16 protein-coding genes are annotated in these 18,342 nt (G+C 46.2%); 3 read left to right on the plus strand and 13 right to left on the minus strand.

All coding sequences use genetic code 11. The features are described 5' to 3' along the window. Positions 1 to 4: 4 nt before the first annotated feature. From guaB to GH808_RS03870, 9 genes are all read right to left on the minus strand, one after another. Positions 5 to 1,462, minus strand: a complete 1,458-nt coding sequence (guaB, locus tag GH808_RS03830; protein ID WP_243166094.1) for an IMP dehydrogenase — start codon at positions 1,460 to 1,462, stop codon at positions 5 to 7. Positions 1,463 to 1,658: 196 nt separating this feature from the next. Further along, the gene (locus tag GH808_RS03835) at positions 1,659 to 3,149 is read right to left on the minus strand and encodes a 2-oxo acid dehydrogenase subunit E2 (protein ID WP_186841479.1); all 1,491 of its coding nucleotides are present in this window, start codon (positions 3,147 to 3,149) and stop codon (positions 1,659 to 1,661) included. A 16-nt stretch (positions 3,150 to 3,165) separates the two neighbouring features. Continuing rightward, positions 3,166 to 4,170, minus strand: a complete 1,005-nt coding sequence (locus GH808_RS03840; protein WP_186841480.1) for an alpha-ketoacid dehydrogenase subunit beta — start codon at positions 4,168 to 4,170, stop codon at positions 3,166 to 3,168. Between the two features lie 7 nt (positions 4,171 to 4,177). After that, positions 4,178 to 5,140: a thiamine pyrophosphate-dependent dehydrogenase E1 component subunit alpha gene (locus GH808_RS03845; protein ID WP_207722251.1), complete on the minus strand. Its 963-nt coding sequence runs from the start codon at positions 5,138 to 5,140 to the stop codon at positions 4,178 to 4,180. 166 nt (positions 5,141 to 5,306) lie between these two features. Then, positions 5,307 to 6,014: a 2-C-methyl-D-erythritol 4-phosphate cytidylyltransferase gene (gene ispD, locus GH808_RS03850; protein ID WP_186841481.1), complete on the minus strand. Its 708-nt coding sequence runs from the start codon at positions 6,012 to 6,014 to the stop codon at positions 5,307 to 5,309. 10 nt (positions 6,015 to 6,024) lie between these two features. Beyond that, positions 6,025 to 6,486: a tRNA (adenosine(37)-N6)-threonylcarbamoyltransferase complex ATPase subunit type 1 TsaE gene (gene tsaE, locus GH808_RS03855; RefSeq protein ID WP_186841482.1), complete on the minus strand. Its 462-nt coding sequence runs from the start codon at positions 6,484 to 6,486 to the stop codon at positions 6,025 to 6,027. A 2-nt stretch (positions 6,487 to 6,488) separates the two neighbouring features. Continuing rightward, positions 6,489 to 6,785: a PspC domain-containing protein gene (locus GH808_RS03860; RefSeq protein ID WP_243166095.1), complete on the minus strand. Its 297-nt coding sequence runs from the start codon at positions 6,783 to 6,785 to the stop codon at positions 6,489 to 6,491. Positions 6,786 to 6,844: 59 nt separating this feature from the next. Next, positions 6,845 to 8,062 carry a pyridoxal phosphate-dependent aminotransferase gene (locus GH808_RS03865; protein ID WP_186841483.1) on the minus strand — a complete coding sequence of 406 codons (1,218 nt, stop codon included), beginning with the start codon at positions 8,060 to 8,062 and terminating at the stop codon, positions 6,845 to 6,847. A 54-nt stretch (positions 8,063 to 8,116) separates the two neighbouring features. Beyond that, a complete protein-coding gene (locus GH808_RS03870) occupies positions 8,117 to 8,401 on the minus strand; it encodes a YerC/YecD family TrpR-related protein (protein ID WP_186841484.1) in 285 nt (94 codons plus the stop codon). 140 nt (positions 8,402 to 8,541) lie between these two features. Here GH808_RS03870 and cysS point away from each other — a divergent pair, with 140 nt between their 5' ends. Beyond that, the gene (gene cysS, locus GH808_RS03875; protein WP_186841485.1) at positions 8,542 to 9,939 is read left to right on the plus strand and encodes a cysteine--tRNA ligase; all 1,398 of its coding nucleotides are present in this window, start codon (positions 8,542 to 8,544) and stop codon (positions 9,937 to 9,939) included. Next, positions 9,924 to 10,379 (plus strand): Mini-ribonuclease 3, encoded by a 456-nt coding sequence (locus GH808_RS03880; RefSeq protein ID WP_186841486.1) that lies wholly within the window; start codon positions 9,924 to 9,926, stop codon positions 10,377 to 10,379. The genes cysS and GH808_RS03880 overlap by 16 nt, the downstream gene beginning before the upstream one ends. Positions 10,380 to 10,442: 63 nt before the next feature. Here GH808_RS03880 and GH808_RS03885 read toward each other — a convergent pair whose 3' ends face one another. Both GH808_RS03885 and GH808_RS03890 read right to left on the minus strand, forming a co-directional pair. Then, the gene (locus GH808_RS03885; protein ID WP_186841487.1) at positions 10,443 to 11,837 is read right to left on the minus strand and encodes an MATE family efflux transporter; all 1,395 of its coding nucleotides are present in this window, start codon (positions 11,835 to 11,837) and stop codon (positions 10,443 to 10,445) included. A gap of 172 nt (positions 11,838 to 12,009) precedes the next feature. Further along, complete coding sequence (locus GH808_RS03890) at positions 12,010 to 13,665, minus strand: DEAD/DEAH box helicase (RefSeq protein ID WP_186841488.1); 1,656 nt, start codon at positions 13,663 to 13,665, stop codon at positions 12,010 to 12,012. A 247-nt stretch (positions 13,666 to 13,912) separates the two neighbouring features. Here GH808_RS03890 and GH808_RS03895 point away from each other — a divergent pair, with 247 nt between their 5' ends. After that, complete coding sequence (locus GH808_RS03895; RefSeq protein ID WP_243166096.1) at positions 13,913 to 14,335, plus strand: helix-turn-helix domain-containing protein; 423 nt, start codon at positions 13,913 to 13,915, stop codon at positions 14,333 to 14,335. Between the two features lie 44 nt (positions 14,336 to 14,379). On the opposite strand, the gene GH808_RS03900 is transcribed toward GH808_RS03895, so the two are convergent. Together GH808_RS03900 and GH808_RS03905 are read right to left on the minus strand one after the other, a co-directional pair. Next, the gene (locus tag GH808_RS03900; protein ID WP_186841490.1) at positions 14,380 to 16,323 is read right to left on the minus strand and encodes an NAD(+) synthase; all 1,944 of its coding nucleotides are present in this window, start codon (positions 16,321 to 16,323) and stop codon (positions 14,380 to 14,382) included. 354 nt (positions 16,324 to 16,677) lie between these two features. Continuing rightward, positions 16,678 to 18,282: a CTP synthase gene (locus GH808_RS03905; protein WP_186841491.1), complete on the minus strand. Its 1,605-nt coding sequence runs from the start codon at positions 18,280 to 18,282 to the stop codon at positions 16,678 to 16,680. Positions 18,283 to 18,342: the final 60 nt, after the last annotated feature.

Here is an 18,342-nt window from a genome sequence, read left to right on the forward strand (position 1 = left end):
CTCCTTAAAATTGAGCGCTATTGTAATTCGGTGATTCTTTGGTAATCGAGATATCATGTGGATGACTTTCAATCAGTCCGGCACTGGTGATCTTGATAAACTGGGATTTTTCTCTTAAATCCTTGATCGTGGCCGCGCCGCAGTATCCCATCCCGGAACGCAATCCGCCAACTAACTGGAACACGGTATCGGCAAGACTGCCTTTGTAAGGAACCTTGCCTTCAACGCCTTCAGGCACCAGTTTTTTCTGACCTTCCTGGAAATATCGGTCCGAACTGCCGTCTTTCATGGCGCCGAGCGAACCCATGCCCCGATAGGTTTTAAATGTTCTGCCCTGATAAAGGATGGTTTCTCCAGGACTTTCCTCGGTTCCGGCAAACAGGCTACCAATCATAACCACATCTGCGCCGGCACCAATGGCTTTCACCACGTCGCCCGAGTACTTGATGCCGCCATCGGCGATAACCGGAATATCGTTCTCTTTTGCCGCCTCAACGACATCGAGAATCGCGGTGATCTGCGGCACGCCGATCCCGGCAACAACTCGGGTTGTACAGATGGAGCCGGGTCCAATTCCGACTTTCAGAGCATCCACGCCGGCGTCAATCAAATCTTTTGCTGCTGCTCCGGTGGCGATATTGCCAACAATCAGCTGCAGATCCGGGAATTTTTCTTTAATTGCCTTGACTGTTTTGACAACACCGGCAGAATGTCCATGCGCTGTATCCACCACAATCACATCGACCTGTGCTTTAACCAGGGCTTCCACCCGTTTCATCGTATTGCTGGTAACGCCAACTGCTCCGCCGACAAGCAAACGGCCGCGGGAATCTTTGGCTGCTTTTGGATATTTGATGCTCTTTTCGATATCCTTAATGGTGATCAGACCTTTAAGATTATTGTCGTCATCGACGATTGGAAGTTTTTCGATCTTGTATTGTTTTAAAATGGCTTCCGCTTTTTCAAGTGTCGTTCCCTCTTCTGCGGTGACAAGGTTCTCCTTGGTCATGGCATCTTTGATTTTCTTTTTGGGGTCATTTTCAAAGCGCAGGTCACGGTTTGTAATAATTCCCACCAATTTTTCATTTTCGGTGATAGGAACACCGGAAATTCGGTAACGGGCCATTAATTCAAGTGCATCGCCAATACAATGATCTGGAGATAAAAAGAAAGGATCAACAATAACGCCATTTTCTGAACGTTTAACCTTATCTATTTCAAATGCCTGTGCTTTAATGCTCATGTTTTTATGAATAATACCGATTCCGCCTTCTCTAGCCATTGCGATTGCTAAACGGGCTTCTGTGACAGTATCCATACCGGCACTCATGATGGGAATATTTAATGAAATCTTCTTGGTAAGTCTTGTGCCGGTATTGACGTCACTAGGCAGCACTTCTGATTTTGCGGGGATCAACAGGACATCATCAAAAGTGATTCCCTCTTTTAATATTTTCTCCAAACTTTGTAACTCCTTCCAATTTTGAACTCTCATTTAGATACAAAAAAAGCAGACAATTGGCCATTGCTTTTCATCTGCTTCGTGTATTTTCAGTAACCTTATTTATGTTTTTTAGTCTAACACAACTTGCTTCCGTGTGACAATCATTATTTTTCTGGTAACGTTATCTTTTCTCAATCCGTTTCAATCTTCGTTTCTAGAACAACAATAGTGATGGATTCTCCATGTCGGCCTTGATATTCTTTAAGAATTTTGCGCCTTCCATCCCGTCTGCGACACGATGATCAAGATTCAGGGTGATTTTCATGACGGATCTTACCATCGGTTCGCCCTGATGCACCCGCAGCCGCTGAACCACCTCACCCACGCTCAGAATGGCGCTGTTGGGGTGATTGATGATGGCCGTGAATTCCAGAATGCCATGCATGCCGAGATTCGAGATAGAAAATGTGCTGCCCTTGAGGTCTTCCTGAGTCAGGTACTTATGCTTCACCGATTTCAGGGTTTCTCCCCGACTTTTCACCATTTCAATAAAAGTCATCTCCTGGGCATTTCGGATCACTGGTATAATGATGCCATCCTCGCCATCGACGGCCAATCCCAAATGCGCGTAAGCATGCGGGATGATGGCATGGTCTTCAAAAGTGCTGTTGATCAGGGGATGTTTCATCAGCGCCCTGGCCGTTGCCATCAATAGAAAATCGGTATAGGTGCAGCGATAGTGGGACTGTAATTCAATTTTCTTTGCTATTTTCTTGCGGAGGTCTTTTACTTCCGTCATGTCAATTTCTGTCGTAAGGGTGATCACCGCTGTTTCCAGACTGACTTTTACCAGCTGCTCGGCGCTGTTCTGCCGATTTTCCGGGATTGTCATGTTATTTTTTGCATTGTCTGATGTGTTTTTTTCGAATGTCGTATTTTCAAGCTCACTCATTGGCACCGCTTTGACAATAATCTCATCGCGTAACGGTTCAACTTCACCTTCCACAAATGGTACAAAATCGAGCTCCGGATTTGGCATCGTTTCCTGTTTGGGGTTTCTGTTTGCATTCCGGGGAACTTCCGTTTTTTTAATCTCATGCTCCTTCGGTTCCGACTTTCTGCCCCAGCTCTTCGTGGTTTTAGGCTTTCGGGCTTCAGACTTCCTGAGCTCAATTTTCCCGGTCTCCGGTGTCGCTTCTCCTGAAGGATCCGAATAAACATTTTCGGAATTTCCCGCGATTTCGTCAAGCACAGTCCCGATGACTGCCGGTTCCTTCGAACGGTAATCGGAAGGACCCGGCCGAATGATCACCATCCGACTGACATCTTCCAACTGAATCCGACCCTTCTGTCCGGATCCCAGAAGGGTCTGAATGTCGATATCGTGTTCCCTTGCCAGGCGTCGGGCCGCCGGGGTGGCTCTTACTTTTCCCAGTCGCGGGTCCTCCTCAGGCTCTGCTGCGGCCTGCTCCTCAATTGCTTCCTGAATTGCTTCCTGAACCGGCTCCGATGGCAGCTCCGCCTGAATTTCTGCTGCCGATATGACAGTGGCAGTTTCCGGTTTCACTTTTTCACTGTCAGTTGCGGCCATTTCAGTTTCAGCAGGCATCTGAAGTGACGGCTTCTGTACTGCTTCGCCTTCTGCTCCTGAGTAGCCAGTGGTCACGTCGATCCCTGATTTCGGTAATATTTCTTCTTTTGCCATAATATGTCTTTACTCCCTATTCCCGATTAAGCAGGCGATAAACCCCATGAACAAAATCATTTCTTTGCGGCACCACTGATGCCTCCAGTTCTTTGCTGTAAGGAATCGGCACATCCATCCCGCACAGCCTGAGAATCGGCGCGTTGAGATAATCAAAAGCTTCGCTTTCCGCGATGCGGGCTGCAATTTCCCCGCCGACGCCACCCGTTTTAGGTGCTTCATGGGCCACGATCAGACGTCCTGTTTTGATAACGGATTCCACAATCGGCTGCATATCCATGGGATACAGGGTGACCGGATTGATGATTTCAACTTCAATCCCCTCTTCTTCCAGAAACGCTGCCGCCTCCATCGCTTTTGCCAGCAGGGTCCCGTAGGCCACAATCGTCACGTCCTTGCCCGGGCGTTCGATCAATGTTTTTCCGATCTCAATGGTATAATCATCGTCCAGTGGAACCAGCCCCTCGGTTTGATAAAGCGCTTTGGGCTCGATGAAACAGACCGGATTATTGTCGCGGATGGCTGCTTTAATCAAACCTTTTGCCTGTGCCGGGGTGGACGGTGTGACCACTTTTAATCCGGGAACATGACACAGCCATGCCTCCAGGCTCTGGGAATGCTGAGCGCCGGCGCCGTCTCCCGTACCGGCCGGCAAGCGCAGCACCAGCGGGACCTGTGCCTGTCCGCCAAACATGTAATGCATTTTGGCGCCCTGATTGACCAGCGCATCCATCCCGAGGGTGACAAAGTCCATATGCATCATTTCACAGACCGGTCTCAGTCCGGTGAGGGCGGCACCGACAGCCGTGCCGACAATCGCCGCTTCCGATATGGGGGTATCCAGCACCCGTTCTTCGCCGAATTCATCAAGCATCCCGGCCGACAAACCAAATGCACCGCCGTAGCGGCCAATATCTTCACCCAAAAAGATGACGGCGTCATCCCGTCGCATTTCTTCCGTCATGCCCAAACGTATGGCATCGCGATACTTCATTTTTTTCATCTCATTTATTTCCATCATTAACCCCTCACGCGTATACATCTTCTAAAACTGTGGTAATATCGGGTTCCAGACTTTCCAACGCAAATTCTGCCGCCTGCTCAATCGAGCTTTTCGCTTCACCTTCGATGGTTTCCAGCTGTTTGCCGGTAAAAACGCGATTTTCCTGAAGATATTTTTTCAGTCTGAAAAGCGGATCTTTTTCCTGCCACTGCTGAACCTCTTCGGTACTGCGATAAACCTGTGGATCGTCACTGGAATGGCCACAGAAACGATATGTTTTTGCTTCCACCAGCACCGGGCCTCTGCCCGCCCTGGCATAGCGCAGTGATTTTGTCATGACATCGTAAATTTCAAGAAAGTCGGTGCCGTCAATCGTCAGGCCGGGAATGTTATAGCCCGCACCGCGATCCGAAATATTCTCAATGTTCATATGTTTTGCGATTGGCGTCGACATGCCGTAAAGATTGTTTTCAATCAAAAAGACGATGGGCAGTTTCCAGACGGAGGCCAGATTCATTGCTTCGTGAAAGCTGCCTTCATTGGTTGCGCCGTCACCGGCAAAACACAGAACAACCTGCCCCGTTTTTTTATGCTTCTGGGTCAATGCCGCGCCGCAGGACAGCGTAAATCCGCCGCCGACGATGCCGTTGGCTCCGATATTTCCGTTTAGCACATCGGCGATGTGCAGGGAGCCGCCCTTGCCCTTGCAGTAACCGGTTGATTTTCCCAGCAGTTCCGCCATCATCAGATTGACATCCAGTCCAAAGCCGATGGCCTGGGCATGTCCGCGATGGGTCATCGAAACCAGATCGCCTTTTTCCAGAGCCAGACCGGATACGACCCCGGTTGCTTCTTCGCCCTTTGAAAGATAAACCGTTTCATCAATAATTCCCCTTTTTAGAAGATCCTCGACTTTCTCTTCGAAAAAGCGGGCCTGGTTCATTTTATAATACATTCTTAATAGAATTTCTTCTGATAATTCAATCATGGTTTCCTCCACGTTCTCACATTCTGTTCAATATGGTGAATAATCCTATCTTTCATTATATCTTTTTTTTCCCAATAAATAAAGAATGAAGCAAAAACTATGTCAAATAACGACTTTTTTTGGTTCATTCTTATATTTGTTTAATAATCTTTTAATTTTTCTCGTGTTACTGATGCTTTTTTTCAAGTTGTCTGATGATGGCTTCAGCAATAATCAGATCTTCCGGCGTCGTGATTTTTATGTTCGAATAATCGCCGCTGACGATTTTGACAGGATAACCAAGCCGTTCAACCAGAAAGGCGTCATCGGTTCCGGCAATCCCCATCTCGATCGCTTGTTGATGGGCTTTTTTTAACAGCGTGTATTCGAAAGTCTGGGGGGTCTGGATTTCCACCAGGTAATTTCGGTCTGGCGTGCTTTCCACAAAGCCCTGATCGTCGATGATCTTGATGGTGTTTTTCGCCGGCACACCCACGACCGTTGCCCCATACCGGCTGGTTTCATGGATACTCTTTTCAATCACCGCTTGCTGAATCATCGGTCTGGCGCCATCGTGAGTCATGACTATCGCTGTTTGGGGTGCCACCGCCATCAGCCCGTTATAGACGGATTCCTGTCTGGTTCTGCCGCCGGCAACCAGTTTGACCTTCGCATAACGATCGGGTTTTAGCACCTCGCGCCGGCAGATTTCAAATTCGTCCTGGTTGATGACCAGAATGATTTCATCAATCAGCGGGCACTGCTCAAATGCATCCAGAGTATAGGCCAGAACCGGCTTCTGCTTGATCTTCAAATACTGCTTGTTGACCGGGGCATTCATCCGGCTGCCTTGCCCTGCTGCCGGAATAATGACACTGGTTAATCGTCTTTCCATATTTTCCGCCTCAGATTGTATTCAGAATTTCCATTATTTCAGGATCGTCTGTCTCGAGAACAATTTCCCGCTGATCCGGTGTCGCCACTGCGGATTTCAGCGTAATCTCCAGTTTATGTTCAAACACGTCATCCGCAAGTAGATCCGGCCACTCCAGAATCAGGGTTCCCCCCAGATTGAGGTAATCCTCAAAGCCCATTTCGTAAAGTTCATCGCCGTCCTGAAGACGGTAGAGATCAAAATGAAAAATCCGGGCGGGATCGCCATACTCATTGACAATGGTATAGGTGGGACTCGTCACTTCGTCATCGATTCCCATTCCTTTGACAAAGCCCTTGGAAAAGACCGTTTTACCGGCACCCATTTCGCCGCGCAGGAAAACAACCAGGGGGAAGCTGAATGCTTCCCCCAGTCGTTTCCCAAAATCATAGGTTTCCTGACTTGATTTTGTTTTGATTGTTTTTGATAGCATTATTAATGAACCTTCTCCGATGTTTTTTCACTGGCATTCACTTCAGCGTCGGGATGATCATCCGCTTCATCATCGACGATTTCATAATCAACTTCGACCACGCCCTGCTGCTCAATGCGGTCTCGGTCCGGCAGCACAAGAACCAGCACAATGTAGATCACGATGCTTAAAATTCCGGGCACAACTCTCAGCACAAAGGGCAACAGAAGCAGAACTCTGAACACCCATGGATTGACATGGCAGTAATCACCAATACCAGCGCAGACACCGGCGATAATTCCGCTTTCTCTATTTCTCATCAAACGTTTCTTCATCATTCTTCCAATCTTTTAAAAATCATCCGACTTCATCGGCAGAACTATTTCTGCCGATAGGTCGACATAAACCGTTCCAGCCGATCCATCGTTTCGGTTAAATCTCCCGGATGCGGCAAAAACACAATTCTGAAATGATCCTGGTTGGGCCAGTTGAACCCGGTTCCCTGAACCATCAGCACGCGTTCTTCCTTCAGGAAATCCACCGCAAACTGCGTATCGCTTTTGATATTGAACATCTCTTTATCAATTTTGGGGAAAGTGTAAAAACCGGCTTCCGGCTTGGTACAGGACAAACCCGGAATGGCATTGACCCGTTCGTAGACAATCCGCCTTTGTTCAAACAGACGGCCGCCGGGCTTGAGCAGATCATTCAGACTCTGATAACCGCCCAGAGCGGTCTGAATCACATGCTGTCCCGGTACATTGGAACACAGCCGCATATTGGCCAGCATTTTTATTCCTTCAATATAGTCCCCGGCGTTTTCTCGGTTGCCGGTTATGATCATCCAGCCGACCCGGAATCCGGGAATGCGGTGGGATTTAGAAAGACTGTTGAGGGTTACCACCAGCACTTCATCCGTCAGGGTTGCCATCGGGGTATGAACGGCCCCATCATAAAGAATTTTATCGTATACTTCATCCGCAAAAATGATCAGATCATTTTCAACGGCCATTTTAACAATGCCCTCCAGAATTTCTTTGGGATACAGCGCTCCGGTTGGATTGTTGGGGTTGATCACCACAATGCCTTTGGTATTGGGTGTAATCTTGCTTCTCATATCTTCAAGATCGGGATACCATTTTGATTCTTCATCACAGGTATAATAAACGGCCGTCCCGCCAGCCAGGTTGACAGCAGCCGACCACAACGGATAATCTGGACATGGAACCAGTATTTCATCGCCGTCATCCAGCAGCGCCTGCATACAGAACAGAATCAGCTCGCTGGCACCATTGCCGAGAAAGACATCGTCCACGGTCAAATCCATGATTCCTTTGGTCTGATAATGCTGCACAATCGCTTTGCGGGCCGAGAATATTCCCTGGGAATTGGAATACCCTTCGGCATCTTTGATATTATATTTCATATCGTAAACAATTTCATCCGGTGCCATTAAATTAAAGGGTGCAGTATTGCCGGTATTGAGCATGATAATGTCAATTCCTTCCCGTTGCATACGGTCCGCCGCTTCAACCACCGGTCCTCTAATATCATAACAAACGTTGTCCAATTTCCTCGACTTCTTCACAGCTTTCATCACTACACTCAACTCCTTTAATTTTAAATTTTAAATAAGATTAGGCCCTGCATACTATTTTTGATTGTTTTTCATTTTTTCAATGACGGAACGATAGCCTTTTCCGTATTTCAGGCAACGGTTTACCCGGCTGATCGTGGCAGAGCTTGCGCCGGTACTTTTCTCCACATCAATAAACGTTTTTCCCTGAGACAACAGATAAGCAATCTCGAAACGATGCGCCATATCTTCAATTTCTTTGATGGTGCAAAGATCTTCCAATAACAGATTGCATTCTTCTTCTGTTTCAAGGGCCAGTATTGCCTGCGCCAGAGCATGTCGCTTCATATTTTCTTCCATGGAGCATCCTCATCATTTCCTGTCATTCCAGAAATTTCTCTCTAAAAAATTTTATCCATTGACACTTAATCTTATCTTTAGTGTATAATGTATTATCATAACACACTCAAGTTAAGAAATAAAACGAAAGGTTAAAATTTATGAAATTATATAATACCCTCACACAAAAAAAAGAAACATTCGTGCCGATTGAGGCTGGAAAGGTGCGAATGTACTCTTGCGGTCCGACTGTATATAATTATTTTCATATTGGCAATGCCCGTCCCTTTATCGTCTTTGACGTGCTGCGCCGATTTTTAGAATATACCGGTTATGAAGTGACCTTCATTCAGAACTTTACTGATGTTGACGACAAAATTATCAATCGGAGCCATGAAGAGGGCATCTCCCCCCAGGCGGTTTCCGAAAAATACATCCGGGAATATTTTGTCGATGCCGATGCTCTGGGCATCAAGCGCGCATCGCTCCATCCCAAAGTCAGCGAGCACATCCCGGAAATCATTCAGATGATCAAAACCCTGGAAGAAAAGGGACTGGCCTATAATATTGGCGGCAACGTCTACTATCGGGTGGACCATTTCAGGGATTACGGCAAGCTTTCAAAGCAGTCCATTGAGGATTTGAAATCCGGCGCCCGTATCGACATCAACGATGAAAAACAGAGTCCCCTGGACTTCGCACTCTGGAAGAAGAAGAAGGAAGGGGAGCCCTACTGGGAAAGCCCCTGGGGCCAGGGCCGTCCGGGATGGCATATCGAATGTTCAGCGATGTCGCGAAAGCACCTGGGCGAGACCATCGATATCCACGGCGGCGGACAGGATCTCATTTTTCCCCACCATGAAAATGAAATTGCCCAATCCGAAGGTTCCTGCGGCAAGCCGTTTGCCAATTACTGGGTGCACAATGGCTACATCAATATCAACAATGAAAAAATGTCCAAATCAAAAGGCAATTTTTTCACGGTCAGAGATATTGCCAAAACCTTTGACCTGGAAGTCGTGAGAATGTTTTTGCTGATGGCCCATTACCGCAGCCCGGTCAATTTCAGCGAGCCCTTGCTGCAGCAGGCGCAAACGGCTCTTGAGCGCCTCTACACCGCCAAATACCAGATGCTTTTTCTGCTGGAAAAAGCGGTTGCCGCGACGGCTTCTGAAGATGAGATCCGCTGGATCACCGCTCTGGACAAATACAAAAAATCCTATATCGAAGCGATGGAGGATGATCTCAATACCGCCGATGCCATTTCAGTCATTTTTGAGCTGGTCCGGGAGCTCAACACTTTCCTTGATGAAAACTCCTCGAAACCGGCGATTCTGGCAGCGCAGGCGCTTTTTGGCGAACTCACGACGGTTCTGGGCCTTGCTGTCAAGGAGAAAGAAACCAGTCTTGATGCTGACGTTGAAGCCCTGATTGAACAACGCCAGGCGGCCCGAAAAGCAAAAGATTTCAAAAGATCGGATGAAATCCGTGATCAACTTCTGGCCATGGGCATTGTCCTGGAAGATACCCGGGAAGGTGTTAAATGGAAAAAAGCCTGACCGACCTTGAGATCATCAAAGCGGCTATCGAGAAGCCCTTTACAAAAATTCAGGCGGGAGCCATGAATCCGCTGGCTCTGGCCTATATCGGGGACGGCATCTTTTCGGATGCGGTCCGGAAATACCTGATCGGATGCGGCCACCAGAATGTGAACTTCATGACCAAGACCTCGGTAAAATATGTCCGCGCCAGTGCCCAGTCGCTGGTCATTCACACCCTGATTCCGGAGCTGACGGAAGAAGAACACCGGATCGTGAAACGCGGGAGAAACACCTCCTCCCAGGTTCCCAAAAATGCCAAAGCATCTGATTATCGCTACGCCACCGGTTTTGAGGCCCTGATCGGCTACCTCCACCTCAGCGGCGCGTCTTCCCGTCTTGAACAGCTGCTCCTCAAAAGCATTGACATCATCAATCAGCAGCTTGATTCTAAAAAATAATAACCATAAAAAAAAAGCGCCCTGAAAAGAAAATTCTTTTCAGGGCGCTTTGTGTTGCTGCATTTACGGGGCCGTGGGCACGGCTTCCCATTTGCTGAAGATTGTCCGTTTGTACCGCCTGTACATATGGAGCTCGTAAGCCAGACAGACGATTTCCGAAATCAGGAATCCATACCAGACCAGGTCAAGTCCGCCGATTCGGGACAGTAAAAAGGAAACCGGCAGAAGAAAAATCATCTGTCGAATAAACGAAGCGATCATGCTCACATGCGCTTTGCCAATGGCCTGAAAGCTTGTCGCGATCATGATCGATGCACCGGCAACCGGAAAGGCCAGGCTGATCACTCGCAGGCAATGAATACCAATCGCCATCATCTCTTCCGAGGGATTGAAAGCCGACATGATTTGCGTCGGGAAAACCCAGAAAATGAGTACGCCGATGCACATGACAATCAGTGCCACCGTCGTGACCACCTTGAGGGTATCCTTAAACCGTTTTTCGTTTCTGGCGCCGAAATTAAATCCGAAAATAGGCATGGCGCCCTGCGCCAAACCGAATATCGGCATGAAAACGAACGACTGAACCTTGAAATAAATCCCGAAAACTGCCACCGCCGACATGCCGAAGGTTGCCAGAATCAGGTTGTAGCCGGTTATCATGATCGAAGCCAGGCCCTGCATGATCGCCGATGGCAAGCCGACTTTTAAAATATCTCTAAAAATGGTTTTGTCATAATGAAATGACTTGAAGTCCAGTTTCAGCAAATTGTTTTTGCCCTTGAACACAACAAAAAGCATATAGCCCATCCCGATAATCTGCCCGGAAACCGTTGCAATCGCCGAACCGACCACCCCCAACGCGGGAAATCCGAACAGGCCGAAAACAAGAATCGGATTGAAGATGATGTTCAATACCGCCCCCAGAATTTGCCCGATCATCGGTTTGATCATATCGCCAGAGCCTTGGAGCGTCGAGAATGCCGCCTGGGTAATGATGCTGCCAAAGCTCAGCATGGTCACAATCAGAAGATAGTTACGCCCCTGTGAAATAATCAGTTCGTTATCCGTAAACAGGCTGATAAACATTTCCGAAATGAAAAAGCCGATCACCACCATGATCAGCGATAAAATAATAGCAATGATAAATCCATGTTCCGCCACATTCACGGCTTCACTCTTTTTTTTCTCACCCAGACGTCTGGAAATGGCGGAGTTGATGCCGACGCCCATTCCCACAAAGCAGGCGATGATGATCATCTGGACCGGAAACGCCAGCGAAACTGCGGTCAGGGCTTCTTCCCCCACCTGTGCCACAAAAATACTGTCGACAATATTATACATGGCCTGAATCAGCATCGAAATAATTGCCGGCAATGACATCGCAAAGAGCAGTCGGGGAATTGGGACTGTGCCCATTTTATTTTCTTTTTTAATTTGAGTCTCTTGTGTTTGTTTCATAACATCTCCAAAAATATTTATTGCGATTTTTGCGAAAATAAAAAGACAAACTTTCAAAAACAACATTTACCGAGCTGCATGCATCACAGCGAACAGGCCAAGCCTGTTCGAACCTGCTGATTTGGCACACGACAACAATGTCAGCCTTCAATCAAAGTTTGTCTAATTTAAATTATTTTTTCTTTTTTGAAATTTCTACTTTTACCTTGCGGTCTTTAATTATCTTGCCGTTTAGTTTCTTTTCGACTTTTTTGGCATGTTCTTCATCAACATCGACAAAGGTAAATTTATCGTACATATCTATGTTGCCGACTGCTGAGGATGAAATACCGCATTCTCCGCAAATCGCTCCGAGGATGTCACGCTTCTGAGCCTTGTCCTTTTCGCCGACGCTGATAAAAAGACGTTTTGTCTTTTCCGGTCCTCTGCTTCCGCGGGAGCCTCCCTCACGACGAACACGACCGTCTCTGCTATCGCGACCATCTCTGCGATGACCACCTTCCGGACGTCGCGAACGACGTTCCACCATATTAAGGTCTTCCGCTTCTGATAAAGGCAGTTGTGATTGCAGCAATACGGCGGCAATGGTTTCTGCCGAATAACCCTTTTCTTTAAGGTCATCAATTATTTGGATATAATTGTCCAGCGTGCCCTTTTCAGCCCGGATTTTAAATCGTTCGTGGAAATGGGCAATCTTAATGTCATTGATCACATCACTGGTTGGAATCAGATCACGTTCGATACTCTTTTTAGTATAGTCGGTGATTTTTTTAAGTCTGAATTGGTCGCGGCTTCTTGCCAGTGTCAGGGACAAACCATTTTTTCCGGCACGTCCGGTTCGACCAATCCGATGCACATAGTATTCTTCATTGTCAGGCACATCGTAATTAAACACAATGTCCACATCGTCAACATCAATCCCTCTGGCGGCTACATCTGTTGCAACCAAAATGTTCAACTGACCCCGGCTGAACTGTTTAAGAACGGCCATACGGGACATTTGACGCATATCGCCATGGATTTTATCGACGGAATATCCCAGTTTTTTTAAATCATCGGTGATTTCATCCACATATCTTTTGGTGTTGCAGAATATCAGTGATCGTTGTGGTTTATAAACATCTAAAAGCCTGGTCAATGCCTCGAATTTATTGTGATCGCTGATATTGAAATACTTCTGTTCAATGCCTGGTGCGACCATATTCTTAGGCGATATTTCAATAAATGCAGGATTTTTTAAATATTTTTCTGCAATCTTTAAAATAGGCTTCGGCATTGTTGCTGAAAACAACGCGATTTGGACATCATGTGCTATTGCATCAAGGATTAATTCAATATCCTCTCTGAATCCCATGTTTAACATTTCATCCGCTTCATCCAGAACGACCATGGATATGTCTTCGAGTTTCAATGTCTTTCGTCGCATGTGATCCATCACCCGGCCGGGTGTTCCCACTACGATCTGTACGCCGGCTTTAAGATCTCTGATTTGCGCTTCAATCGAAGCCCCCCCATAAATCGGTAGAACTTTAATACCTTTCTGGTATTTCAGAACTTTTTTAAATTCGTCTGAGACCTGTACGGCCAACTCTCTGGTTGGGCATAGAACTAAAACTTGTACTTTTTTTATAGCAGGATCAAGCTTTGTAATGGCTGGAATCGCAAACGCAACAGTTTTTCCTGTTCCTGTTTGTGATTTTCCAATGAGGTCTCCTCCCATCATTAACTTCGGTATTGCTTGCTCTTGGATTTCACTCATTTCTACAAAGCCCATCGCTTCGATGGATTGTAGGATTTGTTCATTAACTTCTAATTCTGTAAATTTCATTTAGTATCCTTTCTCGAATATATAACAACTCATTATACACCAGCAGCAATAAAAGAACAAGTCGTGCTTTTTCCCCTTAAGAAACAATGAGACTGATTCATGTTCGATTTTAATTGTTTCCCGTTTGGCACTTTCTTCAAAAAAACTGTTCACAAACCGTTAATTCGTGTATACTTGAATTAAGAATCAATCTTAATGATTGCCTTATCTTTTATATAAAATTATGAATAATTTTGGAGGTAAAATAATGTCTAGTTTCGGAACCCGATTAAAACGACTGCGGATTAACAAGGATATGACCCAGCAGGATTTTGCAGAACATTTTGATTTAAATAAAAGTTCAATCTCTAAGTATGAAAAGGATAAAAACCTGCCCGAGAATCAATTGCTTGTTGAAATTGCCGATTTTTTTGATGTATCGGTTGATTACCTTCTCTGCCGTACTGACAATCCCACCTCTTTAAACGATGCAAAGCTTAAAACCGAAGGCTCATTGAATTCCGAGGAGCAGCTGAAAAAGCCGATCGAAATGAAAGATCTGCTGGGACTTTTCGGTTACGCCATGGTCAGCAAAGAAGGAAAAAAGGAAATTCTGGACTTCATCAATTTTAAACATGAAGTACTGGTCCAGCATTACTCAAAAAAAGAAAACGAAAGCGATCCTGAATAAATATCTGAAAGAAGCCGTTGCATCGCAACGGCTTCTTTTTTTGCCTATAATTCGATTTTCATTTTATCCAGGCTTTTCAGCCACTGGGTTGAGTTGGCATCAGATGGCATTCGCCAGTCTCCCCGGGGTGAAAAAGAAACGGAGCCAACCTTCGGACCATCGGTCGCACAGGATCGTTTGAACTGCTGGCTGAAAAAGCGTCGGTAAAAATTATTCAGCCACTTGAAAATTGTCTTGCCGTCGTAAACACCGTTAAAGCCCTTGCAGGCCAGATAGTATACTTTTTCGGGTGAGAATCCATGTCTGACCACCTGAAAGATGAAAAAATCATGGAGTTCGTAGGGCCCAACCGTTTCCTCGGTCTTCTGAGCGATTTTGCCATGCTCATCCGGCGGCAGCAATTCGGGAGAAACCGGCGTATCGAGAACGTCAGTCAGTATTTTCCGAATTTCGGTTTCCGCTGACTGATCAGCAACCCATTTCACCAGATAGCGGATCAGCGTTTTGGGAACGCTGGCATTGACATTGTACATCGACATGTGATCGCCATTGTAGGTTGCCCAGCCGAGGGCCAGTTCTGAAAGATCACCTGTTCCGACCACAATTCCACCTAGTTTATTGGATAAATCCATCAGAATCTGGGTTCGTTCTCTGGCCTGCCCATTCTCATAAGTGACATCATGCCGCGTCAGCGGCTGTCCGATATCTTTGAAGTGAGCCTTACAGGCTTCCACAATCGATATTTCATGGAAACTTGCGCCCAGACCCTTGATTAGCGCGACCGCATTATCATAGGTCCGATCCGTGGTTCCAAAACCTGGCATCGTCACGGCATGAATTTTTTCCCGTGGAATATTGAACCGGTCACAGACACTGACGCAAACCAGCAGGGCCATGGTCGAATCCAACCCGCCTGATATGCCAACGACCATCGGCGCATTGCCAATATGCTTCAGACGGGTAGCCAGCCCCATGGTCTGAATATTGAATATTTCTTCGCACCGTTCATTTCGACGGTTTTGATCCCCGGGAACAAAAGGCTGGGCATTGACTTCGCCTTGATAGTCTTCTGCGGCCAGCGTCTCAAACATGATTCGGCGGTAAGGCCGCTCTTTTATTAAATCCGTTGAATCCGAAATGGTTTGTACCTGGCGATCATGGATTAAGGTCTCGACATCGAGATCCGCCGCCAGAATTTCGTTTCCTAAATTGAATTTTGGCAGTTCCTTCAGTAAAACCCCGCGCTCACAGATGATGGCATTTCCGCCGAAAACAAGATCGGTTGTTGATTCGCCAAATCCGGCCGAAACATACAGATAAGCAACGTTGCAGCGGCCTGACTGTGATCGGATCAGTTCGCGCCGATAATCACTTTTTCCGACAATTTCATTGCTGGCTGAGGGATTTAAAATAACCGTTGCACCGGCGACGGCATGAAAACTTCCCGGCGGAATCGGCACCCATAAATCTTCACAGATTTCTATTCCGACGACAAATTCTGCCATGCCGGCATGCTGAAACAAAAGATCCGTCCCGATGGGAACAGTCTGGTCACAAATCGTTATCTCCTTTTGAAGCAGCGATTTTGATGAAGCAAACCAACGTTTTTCATAAAATTCCTGATGATTGGGAATATAGGTTTTGGGAACCATCCCCAATATCTTTCCATCGTTTAAAACCGCTGCGCAATTGTAAAGACTCCCACCAATGACTAACGGCACCCCCACGACAATCAGCATCTTCTTTCCGGCCGACCACTGGCATAAATCATCCAGCGCCTTCAGCGCATTCTGCTGAAGCTCCCGTTGAAAAAATAAATCCCCACAGGTATAGCCGGTAATACAAAGTTCCGGAAACAACACGACCTCGATACCCTGCACCCAAGCCGATGCAGCCAGTGAAATTATTTCTCCAATATTATACTGACAATCTGCCAATTTCAATTCAGGAACAGCACAGGCCGTTCGAACAAAACCATATTTATGCATCTATTTCACCTTTATTTTTTATTTCTTGCAGTTCTCAATGAATATCTTTCATTATATCCCCATTTATGATTCGTGACAATCTTATTTTATTTTCCACAGCCTGTGTCTAATTTGCTTTTTTTTGTTAACAATTTTGTGTTTCTAATTTTCATCATCACTTTGGCTCTATTAGTTGTTTTATGTACTTCTTAACAGAGTTATCCACATTGTCCACAGCTAAAGCGGGAGTTATCCACACGAAACCATCGTTTGTATCCACATTTTAAAAGTTATCCACAATCATTCAGGTCAATATATCTTGTGTTCTTATCCATAAAAAAAATCAAGATCTAGGATCTTGACTTTTTTAGTTCGCTATTTCTTTGCCAGTAAGGCTGCTTTGACAAAACTTTTGAAAAGTGGATGGGGTTTATTCGGACGTGATTTGAACTCAGGATGTGCCTGGGTTGCAACAAACCATGGATGATCTTTAATTTCGATCATTTCAACCAGAACCCGATCCGGAGACATTCCGGAGAAAACAAGGCCTTTTTCGGTTAAAATATCGATGTATTCATCATTGACTTCATAACGATGGCGATGGCGTTCATTGATATCTTTTTCGCCATATGCTTCTCGGGCCTTGGAGCCTTCCAGCAGCTCACACGGATATGATCCCAGACGCATGGTTCCACCCATGTTGATGATCTTTTTCTGTTCTTCCATCAGGTTGATCACCGGATACGGTGTTTCAGGGTCCAGTTCGATACTGTGAGCACCCTTGAGTCCGGCTACGTTTCTGGCAAACTCAACGACTGCCAGCTGCAGTCCCAGACAAAGTCCCAAAAATGGCACCTTGTTTTCACGGGCGTACTGAATTGCATGGATTTTTCCTTCCACGCCGCGATGACCAAAGCCGCCCGGTACGATGATACCGTCCATATCCTTGAGCATTCTTTCGACATTTTCTTCATTGATGTCTTCTGAATGAATCCATTTTATTTCAACTTCGGAATTATTGCCGATGCCACCGTGTCGCAGGGCTTCTGCAACTGACAGGTAGGCATCATGCAGTTCAACATATTTTCCGACCAGACCAATGGTGACTTTGTTTTCCAGACTCTTTGCTTTTTTAACCAGGTCCTTCCAATCTTTTAAATCCGGTTCTTTGCAATCGATTTTAAGTTTTTCACAAACCAGTTCTGCCAAGCCCTCTTTTTCAAGAACCAGCGGTACTTCATAGAGTTCGGCTGCATCCTTATTGGTCACGACCGATCGCTTGTCCACGTTGCAGAATAGGGATATCTTTCTTTTTAAGCTGTCATCTACTTCTTTTTCCGATCGGAGCACGATGATATCCGGCTGAATACCAATGCTGCGAAGCTCTTTTACAGAATGCTGGGTGGGCTTAGTTTTAAGCTCTCCGGCCATTTTCAGATAAGGCAGCAGCGTCACATGGATATACAATACATTCTCATCTCCCAGGTCGCCTTCAAACTGACGGATGGCTTCCAGGTATGGCAGACTTTCAATGTCTCCCACCGTGCCCCCAATTTCAGTAATGACCACATCGGGATGACTGTGCTCGGTAACTCGCAGAATGCCGTCTTTGATTTCATCGGTGATATGCGGAATAACCTGAACGGTGCCGCCAAGATAATCGCCACGTCGTTCTTTTGAGATAACATTCCAATATACTTTTCCGGTTGTCACATTGCTGAACTTGGAAAGATTTTCATCCGTGAAGCGTTCGTAGTGACCTAAATCCAAATCCGTTTCTGCCCCATCTTCTGTGACAAATACTTCCCCATGCTGATAGGGACTCATGGTTCCCGGATCAAAATTCAAATATGGGTCGAATTTCTGAATGGATACCTTAAGGCCTCTTGCTTTAAGCAATCGTCCCAATGAGGCACTCGTGATTCCCTTTCCAAGAGAAGATACTACACCACCCGTGACAAAAATATACTTTGTTTGCATTAATTTCCATGCTCCTTTTTCTTTTCGTTTTCTTTAGGTAATTGCGAAACTGCCTACCAA

Source organism: Acetobacterium fimetarium (assembly GCF_014284475.1).
Lineage (GTDB): Bacteria > Bacillota > Clostridia > Eubacteriales > Eubacteriaceae > Acetobacterium > Acetobacterium fimetarium.